The organism is Herbiconiux moechotypicola, from assembly GCF_024979255.1.
Classification (GTDB): Bacteria; Actinomycetota; Actinomycetes; order Actinomycetales; family Microbacteriaceae; genus Herbiconiux; species Herbiconiux moechotypicola.
The window spans coordinates 135,838-148,044 of record NZ_JANLCN010000004.1; the positions used below are offsets into that span (position 1 = coordinate 135,838).

The window sequence follows — 12,207 nt, forward strand, 5'->3', positions numbered from 1 at the left end:
GTAAAAGGAGTCGTCATGGCTGACATCACCATCATCGGAGCGGGCAACATGGGTGGGGCCATCGCGGGCCTCGCGGCGGCCGGCGGATCGTCGGTGCAGGTTCTCGCTCGCTCGCTGGAAGCCGCTTCCGCCGTCGCAGGCTCGCTCGAGGGTGCCTCCGCGGGCACGGTCGGCGACGCCATCGCCGGCGAGATCGTGGTTCTCGCGCTTCCCTACCCGGCCGTCGCCGAGGTGCTCGGCGCCTACGCCGACCAGCTCGACGGCAAGGTCGTGGTCGACATCACCAACCCGCTCGACTTCTCCACCTTCGACTCGCTGGTCGTGGCTCCGGATGCGTCGGCCGCCGCTGAGATCGCCGCCGCCGTTCCCGGCGCGCGCGTGCTCAAGGCCTTCAACACGAACTTCGCCGGCACCCTGGCCACGGGCTCGGTGGGCGAGGCTCAGCCGACCACCGTGCTCATCGCGGGTGATGACACCGCCGCCAAGGAGGCGCTCGCCGCGATCGTGACCGCCGGTGGTCTCCGTGCCGTCGACGCCGGCTCGCTCCGTCGTGCGCGCGAGGCTGAGGCGCTCGGCTTCCTGCAACTGACCCTCGCGGCGCAGGAGAAGACCTCCTGGGGTGCGGGCTTCGCCCTGATCTGACGCCCCACTCAGGCCTCGCCGTAACTTCTGCATAAGATTCCGGGGGTGCAAGCTCTGTGAGGGCTCGCACCCCCGGAATCTTATGCAGAACTGTGCCGCGCACCGGCCGGCGCCGATGTCGGCGGCGGGTGCGACGATCGCCGCAGGAGCGAGCGGCGGGAGGCGGCATGCGGGGCGAGGCGACCGTGCTGCACGCCGACCTCGACGCGTTCTTCGCCTCGGTTGAGCAGCGGGATGCGCCGGCGCTGCGAGGCCGTCCCGTGATCGTGGGCGGGGGAGTGGTGCTCGCCGCGAGCTACGAGGCCAAGGCGCGCGGTGTGCGCACCGCGATGGGCGGGAGGCAGGCGCGCGACCTCTGCCCCGAGGCGGTCGTGGTGCCCCCGCGCATGGAGGCGTACTCGGCGGCGAGCAAGGACGTGTTCGCGATCTTCCGCGACACCTCTCCGCTCGTGGAGGGCCTCTCGATCGACGAGGCGTTCCTCGAGGTGGGCGGCCTGCGCCGCATCGCGGGCACCCCGGAGCAGGTGGCGGTGCGGTTGCGCGCTCGGGTGCTCAGTGAGGTGGGCCTGCCCATCTCCGTCGGGGTGGCTCGCACGAAGTTCCTCGCGAAGGTCGCCAGCGCGGTGAGCAAGCCCGACGGGCTGCTCGTCGTCGAGCCCGACCGTGAAGAGGCGTTCCTGCTGCCGCTGCCCGTGGAGCGCCTCTGGGGTGTCGGCGCGAAGACGGCGGCCAAGCTGCACGGGCTCGGCATCCGCACCGTGGGCGAGCTCGCCGAGCTCGAGGCCGCCACGGCGGAGCGACTGCTCGGCAAGGCCGCCGGCGCGCACCTGCACGCGCTGGCCCGGCTGCGCGACCCGCGGCCCGTCGAGCCCACCCGGCGCCGCTCGTCGATCGGCTCGCAGCGCGCCCTGGGCTCCCGGCCGCGCACCCCCGCCGAGCTCGACCTCATCCTCACCCAGCTCGTCGACCGCCTCGCCCGCCGCCTCCGCGAGGGCGACCGCGTCTGCCGCACGGTCGTGCTGCGCCTCCGCTTCGGCGACTTCGAGAAGGCGACCCGCTCGCGCACCGTGCTCTCCGCATCCGATCGCACGGCGGTGCTGCTCGGCGTGGCCCGCGACCTTCTCGTCGCAGCCCTGCCCGAGATCGAGGCGCGGGGAATCACCCTCATCGGCATCTCGCTGTCGCAGCTGGGGCGGGCCGCCGACATCACGCCCGAGCTGCCGATCAACTGGGGCGAGGAGGCCCGCCTCGACACCGCGCTCGACGCCGTGCGCGAGCGCTTCGGCGCCACCTCGGTCTCCCGCGCCACCCAGCTCGGCCGCGACACGGGCTGGGACGCGCCCCTGCTCCCCGAGCACGAGTGACCGGCGACAACGCCACTCCTGGTGTCATCCGGCCCGCTCTACGCCTCGGTTGCGCGCAGGAGTGGCGTTGCCGCGCGGACTGCGCCTGGCCACCCGAGCCGTCGCGGGCAGCAGGCCGCCGGCCGGCGCGCCTCACCAGGCGCCGGGGCGGTAGTCCTTCAGGAAGACGCCGAACAGGTCGTCGCCGGCCTCGCCGCGCACGATGGGGTCGTACACGCGGGCGGCACCGTCGACGAGGTCGAGCGGGGCGTGGAACCCCTCCTCGGCGAGGCGGATCTTCGTGGGGTGCGGCCGCTCGTCCGTGATCCAGCCGGTGTCGACGCTCGTCATGAGGATCGCATCCGTCTCGAACATCTCGCGCGCGCTCGTGCGGGTGAGCATGTTCACGGCGGCCTTCGCCATGTTCGTGTGGGGGTGGCCGGGGCCCTTGTAGCCGCGGTTGAACACGCCCTCCATGGCGCTCACGTTCACCACGTGGGTGCGGCGGGCGGCGCTCGCCGCGAGGGAGGCACGCAGCTTCGACACGAGGAGGAAGGGAGCCGTCGTGTTGGCGAGCTGCACCTCGAGCATCTCGAGGGGGTCGACCTCGCCGACGGACTGGGTCCACGAGTTGACGTCGTGCAGGTCGGGGAGGAGCCCGCCCGCGTCGATGGCGGTGCCGGCGGCGTGGCGTTCGAGGGAGCTCGACCCGGCGGCCATGGCCTGCTCGGCGAGCTCCTCTGCCCGGGTGGCGGCGTCCGCCGCAGCAGCGAGGATGGGATGAGCCGACACCGAACGCTCCAGGGCCTGCGGATGCGGGTCGTTGGTGTGGCCGAAAGTCGCCAGCTCGGGCAGCGCGCCGTCGGGCAGCGGGGCGAGCTCCGCATCCACCAGGGGTTGGTAAGCACCGGGAGAGCGCCGCACCGTCTGCGTGGCGTTGTTGATGAGGATGTCCAGCGGACCGGCCGCGGCCACCTCCTCGGCCAGCGCCACCACCTGGGCGGGATCGCGCAGGTCGATGCCCACCACCTTCAGCCGGTGCAGCCAGTCGGCGGAGTCGGGCAGGCTCGTGAACCGCCGCACGGCGTCGCGCGGAAAGCGGGTGGTGATGGTGGTGTGCGCCCCGTCGCGCAGTAATCGCAGGGCGATGTACATGCCGATCTTGGCGCGCCCGCCGGTGAGCAGGGCGCGCTTGCCGGTGAGGTCGGTGCGGGCGTCGCGCTTGGCGTGGTTGAGGGACGCGCAGCCGGGGCAGAGCTGGTGGTAGAAGGCGTCGACGAGCGTGTAGTGCTGCTTGCAGATGTAGCAGGCGCGCGACTTGAGCAGGGTGCCGGCGGTGGGCGTGGTGGTCGCGGTGCTGATCGGGATGCCGCGGGTCTCGTCGTCGATGCGGTCGGGGGCGCCCGTGGCGGTGGCGGCGATCACGGCGCGGTCGGCCGCGGCGGTGGCGGCCCGGATCTCGCGGCGCCGCGCGTGCTTCACCGCCTTGAACATGCGGGCGGTGGCGTGGCGCACGGCGACGAAGTCGGGGTGCTCCTCGTCGAGGTCGTGCAGGGTCGCGAGCACGCGGAGGGTCGTCGCGAGGTCGTCGGGGTCGATTCCGGTGGTCGCTTCGGGGGTCTCTTCGGGCACACGAGATTCTATGCGACGGCACCGGATGCGCGGGCCGGGGCGGGCCGGATGCGCGGGCCGGGGTGGGCCGGATGCGCGGGCCGGGTAGCGGGGGCTGTTAGCGTGCCAGGGTGACCGCATCCGATTCCGTGCCCTCGTCCGCATCCGGTGCCGCGCGCATCCACGTCTCGGCCGCGGTCATCACGGATGCGGAGGGACGCCTGCTCGTCGTGCGCAAGCGCGGCACCACCGCGTTCATGCAGCCGGGCGGAAAGCCCGAGCCGGGTGAGACGCCGGCCGAGACCCTCGTGCGCGAGCTCGCCGAGGAGCTCGGCGTGACCGTCGACCCCGCCGCGCTCGGTTCGCTCGGCCGTTTCACCGCGTCTGCGGCGAACGAGCCGGGCTTCCTCGTGGTCGCCGACGTCTTCACCGTCGACCTCGGCGGCCAGGAGCCGGTTGCGGCCGCCGAGATCGCCGAACTCCGCTGGATCATCCGCGCCGACGCCGCCTCCACTACCGCCCCGCTCGAGATCGCCCCGCTCGCCTTGGAGCACTTCCTCCCGGCCGCGGACGGCTGAACTGCGCCTCGCGGGCCGGTGTTCGTTCAGCTTCGTTCGCGTCGTCCCGCGCGCTCGGCGAATCGGTCGATCGCTCCCAGAACCTCATCACTCCGCCAGAACGGCCCGGTGCGATGCTCGGCCTTCGACTTCAGGATGCCGGCGTCGGTCAAGACCTGCAAGGCAGGATAGACATTGGGTTGCTTCACGCCGAGCGCGGATGCAGCGGTGGCGGAATCGATCACCGGGCGCTCGGCGATCACCTCCAGTAGCGCCCATGCGGCGCTCGACCGTCGCACGGTGAGCCGCTGCTTCCATCCGTCCTTGATCTCGTCGATGTCTGCGACAAGCTCTCGTGAATTGGCTACGGCGCGCAGGGACGCTTCGGCGAAGGCGAGGATGATCGGCGAGACGTCGCCCTCCCGGTAGGCGGTCAGGGCCCGGTGGTAGCCCCCGACATCGGCGAGCAGCCCCGCCGAAACCGGCACGGCAACGTTCCGCGTGACGCCGCGACGACGGAGAAGGGCTTGCGCGAATGCGCGACCCGTTCGGCCGTTGCCGTCGGTGAAGGGGTGGATGGTCTCGAACTGCGCGTGCGCGATCGACGTCGAGGTGAGAGCTGGGATGTCGCGCCTTGCTGTGAAGTCGATCACGTCGTCGATGAGTGCAGGAACCCGATCGTGGTGTGGTGCCACGAACTCTGCGCCGAGAGGGCTGTTCGACCTCGTTCCGATCCAGACAGCTTCACGCCGCCACTGCCCAGGGGTGTGCCGTGTCTGGTCGTTCATCAGCACGCGGTGCATCTCGGTGATGGCGAACGGGGAGAGCGAATCGGAGAGGTCGATGGCCGCCTGCATGGCTCGGGTGTTCGCTGCGATCAGCTCCGCATTGTGACTTCCCTTCGCTCCGAGCTCGGCGCTGAAGATCGCGCGTGCACTAGCGGTGAGGTTCTCGATCTGCGACGAGGAGGCGGCTTCCGACCGAAGGAGCACGGGCGCGAATCCGATCACGCGGGCGCCCAGCTCGGCGTCGAAGCGGCCCAACTCCTGCACGGCGGCCTCTGCCGCCTGTGTGGCTTCTGTGCTCGGCTCGGGGGTCAACGCTGCGATGTTCGGCGGAACGGCGGACTTGTACGGGAGGTGGCCGCTCCCGAAGTCGGCGTCCACACCCCAGCCACTCGTGGGCATCCAGACTTGCGGCTCCCATTCGAGCTGCGGCCACGGTTCAGGTGAGGTCCCTTCCACGACGGAGTTGCTCATAATGTCGACCACTTTACTTTATGACTAACTCAGTTACTCATAATTTTGAGTAGCACGGATTATGAGTTATGCAGCTTCGGTGGCGGAGCCGCGCAGACGCGGGCGCGCCGGCCCTCGAAGGCGACGATGTCGCCGAGCTGCAGCTGGCGTCCGCGGCGGCGGTCGACCTCGCCGTTCACGGTGACGTAGCCGTCGATGACGGCCTCCTTCGCGTTCCCGCCGGTGTCGAGCAGCCCCGCGAACTTCACGAACTGCCCGAGGCGGATACCGTCGCCCCCGATGGAGACGTCTTCGATCGCATCCTGCTTCGCCATGCCCGAATGCTAACCGACCGGAACGTGCGCGAGGATGCTGGTATGGCTTCCCCACAGACCCTCAGCGAGGCCGACCGACGACTCGTCGCGGCCTGGGCGGCGGACTGCGCCGACCGGATGCTGCCGCTGTTCGAGGCGGAGGCGCCGGCTGACGACCGGCCCCGCGATGCCATCGCCCGCGCGCGGGCGTTCTCGCGAGGGGAGCTGGATGCGGCGGGGGAGATCCGCCGGCGTTTCGTGGCGAATCGGGCGGCCCACTCCGTGCAGGCACCCGCGGCGAAGGCGGCGGCGTGGGCCGCAGGGCAGGCGGCGGGTGTGGCGCACATGGGTGCTCACGCGCTCGGCGCGGCAGCCTACGCGGCGAAGGCAGCAGCGCTCACCTCGCCTGAAAGCCGCGACGGCGACGCCCACCGCGATGCCGAGATCGCGTGGCAGCTCGACCACCTCTCCGACCCCGTCCGTGCCGCGCTGAAGCGCCTCCCCCTGCTCGGCACCGATCCCTCAGGCCCCCTCGGCACCGGCCTCCTCGCCTCGGGCGCTCTCGGCGCGAACATCCGCACCCTCCAAGCGTCACTCTGAGCCTCTACGCGCCGTTCTCGATGAGGTGCAGCTGGGTCCCGTCGATGTCCACGAGGAATCCCGCCCGCTGACCCCAGCTCTGCATCCGAACAGGAACGAGCCGCGGGAACCCGATCGGCCTCGTCGTCACCCCCGCCGCTGAGATCTCCCCGTACAGCTCGTCGACATCGTCGACCCGCACACTGCACATGAACGAGCTCGTCTCCGGCACCAGCTCGGGGAAGTGGAAGAACTCCAGCCGCAGCCCGCGCCGATCGAGGATGAGCCAGCCCTCGTCGCGGTACCCGACCTCGAACCCGAATCCCGCGTAGAAGGCGACCGTGGCGTCGAGGTCGCGCGACGGCAGGTTGGGCACCGCGTGATCGGCCATCAGAGAGAGCTTATGCCCGGTGGCCTGGCGGGCGAGTAGCCTGCAGGTGGGCGTCTGCGTCGAAGGAGAGCACCGGATGAGGTCACTGCGGTACGGAATCAACGTGACGCTCGACGGGTGCGTGCATCACGAGGCGGGCGTCGCGCCCGACGAGCAGTCGATGCGGTTCTGGACTGCCGAGATCGCCCGCGCCGACGCGCTGATCTATGGGCGCGTGACGTACGAGATGATGCAGGAGGCGTGGCGCCGGCCGGCCGACGGCGTGTGGCCGGAGTGGATGGACGAGTGGGACATCCCGTTCGCCGAGGCGATCGACGGCACGAAGAAGTACGTCGTGTCGAGCACGCTCGACGAGTCCGACGTGGACTGGAGCGCCGAACTGCTCCGCGGTGACCTCGGTGATGCCGTGCGGGGCCTCAAGGAGGAGCCGGGTGGTCCGCTCTCCGTCGGTGGTGTCACGCTCCCGCTGGCGCTGGCCGACCTGGGCCTCATCGACGAGTACGCGTTCGTCGTGCATCCGGTCATCGCGGGCCACGGTCCGACCCTGTTCGCCGGTCTGCGCGAACGGGTCGAGCTCGAGCTCATCGGGAGGGAGGAGTTCCGCTCGGGCGCGGTGGCCCTGCGATATCGGCCCGCCTAGGATCCTGTGGACGCTGAAGACCCCGAAGACCCCGAAGCCGCCGCCGCCGCACGGCGCAGCGCCGCCTGCCCGAGAAACTCGCCCAGGTGGTACTCGAGCTGCAACGCCTGCTCGCCCGTCGGCGCCGGCGCCCCGGCCGCCCTCTCCCGGTACCCGGGCAGCGTCGTCGTGTGCACGAACTCCCCGTACGCCGCCACCAGATCGCTCTCCGGCGGCAGCGACGCCCGGTTCACCATCGCCTTCGCGGTCGCCAGCGCCGTCCGATCGAATGCCGCGAGCCTCGCCACCACACCGTCCACGAACCCGTCGAGCTCGGCGTCGGGCAGCGCCCGCGTCACCCACCCCCACCGTTCGGCCGTCACCGCGTCGTAGTCCTGCGAGGTCAGCACAGCCTCGAGCGCTCGATCGCGCCCGATCAGCCGCGGCAACCGCTCAGTGCCCCCACCGCCCGGCACCACGGCCGTGCCCACCTCCGGCTGTCCGAAGAACGCCTTCTCGATGCTCGCGTACCGCAGGTCGAGCGCGAGGGCCAGCTCGTTGCCCCCGCCCCGCGTGCGACCCCGGATGCGCGCCACGGTGATGTAGGGAGCAGCGGCGAGCCTGATGGCGATGTCGGTCCACACCTCCCGCCCCGTCTGCGCATCCGCCGGCGGAAAGTCGGCCAGGTGGGCGAGATCGAAGTGGTTGAGGAAGAAGTCGGGAACGGCACTGTCGAACTCGAGCACCTGCAGCTGCTCGTCGGCGGCGAGTTCGTCGAGCACTCGCGTCAACTGCTCGGCGAGTGCGCCGACGACGAGATTGACGGGCGCATTCGCGAACGTCACCCGGGCCGTCTGAGGAGTGAGCCGCTCGTAGTGGAGAGAGGAGGTGGTCATGGTCGGATCCTTCGGAATGTGGCGGGCGATGGGACAGCGAGCGGGATGCGGGTGCGCGTCACCCCGCGACGAGCACGACCTTGCCCGGCCCGTGTTTGGTCGCGTGCGCCGTCGCCGCGTCGTCGAGCGGGTAGGTGGCCGCGATGATCGGGGTGAGGCGCCCTTCTGCGACGAGCCCGGCGAGCGCCGTGAGCCCCAGCCGATCCGACTCCACGAACAGCCCCGCGACGCGGATGCCGAGCTCGGAGGCCGCGGCGGCGGCCGGCCCGAGGCTCTGCGGCAGTGTGGACACGAGCACGCCGCCCGGCCGCAGCACCTTCAGCGCACGAAGCGGATAGTCACCGCCGACCACGTCGAGCACCACGTCGAGATCGCCGAGCGTCTCCCCGAAGTCTGTGGTGCGGTAGTCGACGACCTCGTCGGCCCCGAGCGACCGCACCAGCTCGGCGTTCGCATCCGACGTCAGCGCGATGACGTGCGCCCCGCGCGCCGCAGCGATCTGCACCGCGAGATGGCCGACGCCACCCGCCGCTCCTGTGACCAGCACGCGGGTACCGGGCCCGACCCCCGCCGTCTCCACCAGCGCCTGCCACGCCGTCAGCCCCGTGAGCGGAAGCGCCGCGGCCTGCACGTGCGAGAGCGCCTCGGGCTTCGGCACGAGAGCGCGCGCCGGCGCCAGCACGAACTCGGCATAGGCACCGGCACCGCGCGGAAAGGGCAGCAGCCCGAACACCTCGTCGCCCGGGGCGAACAGCGTCACGCCGGGTCCAGTGGCCTCGACGACGCCCGACACGTCCCAGCCGAGCGTGAACGGCGGGGGCCCGCTGAACACCCCGGCCTGCCGGTTCATGGCGTCGGCGGGGTTGACCCCGGCCCCGCGCATCCTGATCAGCACCTGCCCGATGCCCGGGCCGGGCCTGACGACCGTGGCCGGGTGCAGCACCTCGGGGCCGCCGAGTTCGTCTTGGATGATCGCACGCATGGTTTCCGTCATGTCTTCGACGCTAGAAGCGGCGCGCATCCCGCCCAATGACTAAGAAGTCAGGTTTCGCTACGTTCAGGCCAGAAGCTCTTCGTCCCAGCCCGAGAGCACGATCTTGCCGACGGTGCGCCCCGACTCCACGGCGGCGTGGGCCCGTCGCAGCGAGTCGGGCGAGAGTGGCCCGAGGTCGTCGGTGACCGTCGGATGAACGGTGCCGGCGTCGACGAGTGCGGCGACCTGGTCGAGGATCCAGTGCTGGTGCTGCGACGTCGGCAGGTGCAGTGGGTCGGTGAACATGAGCTCCCAGAGCCAGCCGATGCTCTTGCCTTTGAGGGGTGCCACGTCGCGGGGGCCGTCGTCGATGGCGACGACTTTGCCGAAGGGGCGGACGAACCGAGCGTAGAGCTCCTCCTGCGCGTGCGAGTGCGAGGTGAACACCCAGTCCACCCCGCCGGGAGCGAGCCCGAGCACCTGCGCCGCGAGGTCGTCCTTGTGATCGACCACCTCGTGCGCCCCCATCGAGCGCACCCAGTCGGCGTTGGCCGCCCCGGCGGTCGCGATGAGCCGCACGTGGGGTGCGCGGGCGCGCACGAGCTGCAGCAGCACCGAGCCGACCCCGCCGCTCGCGCCGACGACGAGCAGGTCTCCCCGCGCATCCGGAGCGATTTCCAGCCGGTCGAACACGGCCTCCCACGCGGTGATCGCGGTGAGCGGCAGCGAGGCGGCCTCGCCGAACGAGACACTGCTCGGCTTGTGGCCCACCAGCCGCGCCTCGACTAGCTGGAACCGCTGGTTGCTGCCGGGCCGGCCGATGCTGCCGGCGTAGTACACCTCGTCGCCCGGGGCGAACGCGCTCACGTCGTCACCGACGGCCTCCACCACCCCGGCGGCGTCGTAGCCGAGCACGCGGAACCCGTTCGCGGGGCTGCCGGCGCGCTGCTTGACGTCGACGGGGTTGACCGAGACGGCTTCGACCCGCACGAGGAGCTCGCCCGGTGCAGGGTTCGGGATGTCGGCCGTCCGGGCCTCGAACGCGTCGGGATCGGTGGTGGGGAGGTTGGCGGTGTAGCCGATCATCGTGTTGTGCGTGGGTGCCATGGGTCGAGACTTCCACGGCGGGCGCGTGCGGAACAGGCCCGTGGTGCCGTCGGGCTCGTTCGTGGCGATAAATGGCCGGATGCTCGCTTCAGCTCGCGCGCGCATCCGGATAGCTTCGCCTCTGCCCGGTACACGCCGGATGAACGCCCCGGCGCACGCCGGATGAACTCAGGGAGCGCCCATGTCGGCCAAGGAGATCGTGACGAGCGCCGTGGAGCGCCTGTTCAACCAGAAGGACCTCGTCGTGGTCGACGAGGTGTTCGGGCCCGTCTACGTGCAGCACTCGGCGCTCGGACCCGACGGGGTGGACGGGCTGAAGGGGTTGATCGGCCGGCTGCCCGCGGCGTCGGGGTACGAGCTGGTGCGAGCGCTCGCCGACGGTGAGCTGGTGGTGACCGAGGGGGTGTTCACCGGCTTCGCGCCGGTGCCGCTGACGGGGTACGACGTGTGGCGGCTGGTGGACGGGCGGGTGGTCGAACACTGGGATGCACTGGGTGCGGCCGCCACGCACGCGACGGGTGAGGAGTCGGGGGCGGGCTCGGGCGACGTCGCCGTCAATCGTTCGTTCGTCGCGGGGTGGGTGGAGAACGGCTTGATCGGTGGAGACCCGGACGCGGTCGCAGCGTCTGTGGGAGAAGGCGGCCGCGACGCCTTCGTCGACCCGGCGCTCGTGTACTCGGCGCTCCACGCTGTGATCGCCGACGGTGACCTGGTGTACACGCGGTCCGAGGGATCGCTCGAGGGGCCGGTCATCATCAACGACGTGTGGCGGGTGAAGGACGGGCGCATCGTCGAGCGATGGGGGCTGGTGGCGCCGGTTCCCGCCGAGTTCCCGCACTCGAACGGAGCTTTCTGACTTCCCGCTGCGTGTATGGCTTGATCTTAGTGCTCACTTAGAATCAAGCCATGACTGCTGCAGCGCCCCACCGTGTCGCCGTCCTCGCGCAGAACGGCGCCTACCCCTTCGAGCTCGGCATCCCCGCCCGCGTTCTCGGCGCGGCCGACGAGGGCTACGACGTGGTGCTCTGCACGCCCACGGGCGAGGCGATCACGACCAATGCCGGGTTCGACGTGCTCCCTGCACGAGGCCCGGATGCGCTGGCCGAAGCCGACACGGTCATCATCGCCCCGGTCGACCCCACCGTTCTGAGGCGCGAGCTCGCCGACGAGGTGCGGTCGGCCCTCGCGCGGATCAGGCCGGGCACGCGCGTCGTCTCGATCTGCACGGGCGGGTTCACGCTCGCGGCGGCGGGCATCCTGGCCGGGCGCCGGGCCACGACGCACTGGCAGTGCGAGCCGCTGTTCCGCTCCTGGTACCCCGAGGTCGAGCTCGACGAGAACGTGCTGTTCGTCGACGACGGCGACGTGCTCACCTCGGCGGGCGCCGCATCCGGAATCGACCTGTGCCTCCACCTCATCCGCCTCGACCACGGCATGGAGGCCGCCACCCGCGCCGCCCGCCGCTGCGTGGTCGCGCCGCACCGCGACGGCGGCCAGGCGCAGTTCATCGAGCGCCCGGTTCCGGATGCGCCCGACACCTCCACGGCCCCGACCCGCGAGTGGGCGCTCGCCCGCCTCGCCGACCCCCTCACGCTCAGCGAGCTGGCCCGCCACGCGCACATGAGCGAGCGCACCTTCGCGCGCCGCTTCCGAGCCGAGACCGGCCTCGCACCGCGGCAGTGGCTCACGCGGCAGCGTCTCGCGCTCGCCCGCGAGTTGCTGGAGTCGACCGACCTCGGCATCGACGCCATCGCCGCGGCGGTCGGCTACGCGACCGCGACTTCGTTGCGCAACCACCTCGGGGCGGCGCTCGGCGTGTCGCCGCTGGCCTATCGGCACACCTTCCGTTCCACCGAGTCGCGCGCCCGCCGGCTCCACGCCCGCGCGGGTGCGGGCGTGGGCGTGGGTGAGTCGGTGGCGGTTCGCTAGTGTGCGCA

At 71.3% G+C, this 12,207-nt stretch carries 14 protein-coding genes; 7 read left to right on the plus strand and 7 right to left on the minus strand.

Annotated elements, in window-relative coordinates:
* Positions 1 to 15 precede the first annotated feature (15 nt).
* Positions 16 to 642 carry an NADPH-dependent F420 reductase gene (locus N1031_RS07770; RefSeq protein WP_259479047.1) on the plus strand — a complete coding sequence of 209 codons (627 nt, stop codon included), beginning with the start codon at positions 16 to 18 and terminating at the stop codon, positions 640 to 642.
* Positions 643 to 809: 167 nt separating this feature from the next.
* Positions 810 to 2,006: a DNA polymerase IV gene (gene dinB, locus N1031_RS07775; RefSeq protein ID WP_259479048.1), complete on the plus strand. Its 1,197-nt coding sequence runs from the start codon at positions 810 to 812 to the stop codon at positions 2,004 to 2,006.
* Positions 2,007 to 2,138: 132 nt separating this feature from the next.
* Here the strand turns inward: dinB and N1031_RS07780 are convergent, their stop codons facing one another.
* Positions 2,139 to 3,737, minus strand: a complete 1,599-nt coding sequence (locus N1031_RS07780) for an SDR family NAD(P)-dependent oxidoreductase (RefSeq protein ID WP_375163618.1) — start codon at positions 3,735 to 3,737, stop codon at positions 2,139 to 2,141.
* On the opposite strand from N1031_RS07780, the gene N1031_RS07785 reads away from it, so the two are divergent.
* Positions 3,728 to 4,174, plus strand: a complete 447-nt coding sequence (locus N1031_RS07785; RefSeq protein ID WP_259479050.1) for an NUDIX hydrolase — start codon at positions 3,728 to 3,730, stop codon at positions 4,172 to 4,174. The two genes, N1031_RS07780 and N1031_RS07785, sit on opposite strands and share 10 nt — an antisense overlap.
* Before the next feature lie 26 nt (positions 4,175 to 4,200).
* On the opposite strand, the gene N1031_RS07790 is transcribed toward N1031_RS07785, so the two are convergent.
* Together N1031_RS07790 and N1031_RS07795 are read right to left on the minus strand one after the other, a co-directional pair.
* On the minus strand, positions 4,201 to 5,412 hold the full coding sequence (locus tag N1031_RS07790; protein WP_259479051.1) for a Fic family protein: 1,212 nt from the start codon (positions 5,410 to 5,412) through the stop codon (positions 4,201 to 4,203).
* 59 nt (positions 5,413 to 5,471) lie between these two features.
* Entirely contained in the window at positions 5,472 to 5,726 is a 255-nt protein-coding gene (locus N1031_RS07795; RefSeq protein WP_259479052.1) for an RNA-binding S4 domain-containing protein, read from the minus strand.
* A 42-nt stretch (positions 5,727 to 5,768) separates the two neighbouring features.
* Between N1031_RS07795 and N1031_RS07800 the strand changes: the two genes are divergently transcribed.
* Positions 5,769 to 6,305 (plus strand): putative immunity protein, encoded by a 537-nt coding sequence (locus N1031_RS07800; RefSeq protein ID WP_259479053.1) that lies wholly within the window; start codon positions 5,769 to 5,771, stop codon positions 6,303 to 6,305.
* 4 nt (positions 6,306 to 6,309) lie between these two features.
* On the opposite strand, the gene N1031_RS07805 is transcribed toward N1031_RS07800, so the two are convergent.
* The gene (locus N1031_RS07805) at positions 6,310 to 6,675 is read right to left on the minus strand and encodes a bleomycin resistance protein (RefSeq protein ID WP_259479054.1); all 366 of its coding nucleotides are present in this window, start codon (positions 6,673 to 6,675) and stop codon (positions 6,310 to 6,312) included.
* A gap of 76 nt (positions 6,676 to 6,751) precedes the next feature.
* Here N1031_RS07805 and N1031_RS07810 point away from each other — a divergent pair, with 76 nt between their 5' ends.
* Complete coding sequence (locus N1031_RS07810) at positions 6,752 to 7,315, plus strand: dihydrofolate reductase family protein (RefSeq protein ID WP_259479055.1); 564 nt, start codon at positions 6,752 to 6,754, stop codon at positions 7,313 to 7,315.
* On the opposite strand, the gene N1031_RS07815 is transcribed toward N1031_RS07810, so the two are convergent.
* The 3 genes from N1031_RS07815 to N1031_RS07825 all read right to left on the minus strand — a co-directional run bounded on the left by N1031_RS07815 (position 7,312) and on the right by N1031_RS07825 (position 10,270).
* Positions 7,312 to 8,190, minus strand: coding sequence for an enoyl-CoA hydratase/isomerase family protein (locus tag N1031_RS07815; protein ID WP_259479056.1), 879 nt, complete (start codon positions 8,188 to 8,190; stop codon positions 7,312 to 7,314). The two genes, N1031_RS07810 and N1031_RS07815, sit on opposite strands and share 4 nt — an antisense overlap.
* 58 nt (positions 8,191 to 8,248) lie before the next feature.
* Positions 8,249 to 9,184: an NADP-dependent oxidoreductase gene (locus tag N1031_RS07820; RefSeq protein ID WP_259479057.1), complete on the minus strand. Its 936-nt coding sequence runs from the start codon at positions 9,182 to 9,184 to the stop codon at positions 8,249 to 8,251.
* Positions 9,185 to 9,247: 63 nt separating this feature from the next.
* Positions 9,248 to 10,270, minus strand: a complete 1,023-nt coding sequence (locus N1031_RS07825; RefSeq protein ID WP_259479058.1) for a zinc-binding alcohol dehydrogenase family protein — start codon at positions 10,268 to 10,270, stop codon at positions 9,248 to 9,250.
* A gap of 181 nt (positions 10,271 to 10,451) precedes the next feature.
* Here N1031_RS07825 and N1031_RS07830 point away from each other — a divergent pair, with 181 nt between their 5' ends.
* On the plus strand, positions 10,452 to 11,126 hold the full coding sequence (locus tag N1031_RS07830) for a nuclear transport factor 2 family protein (protein WP_259479059.1): 675 nt from the start codon (positions 10,452 to 10,454) through the stop codon (positions 11,124 to 11,126).
* Between the two features lie 50 nt (positions 11,127 to 11,176).
* Positions 11,177 to 12,199 (plus strand): GlxA family transcriptional regulator, encoded by a 1,023-nt coding sequence (locus N1031_RS07835; protein ID WP_259479060.1) that lies wholly within the window; start codon positions 11,177 to 11,179, stop codon positions 12,197 to 12,199.
* The last annotated feature ends 8 nt before the right edge of the window (positions 12,200 to 12,207 follow it).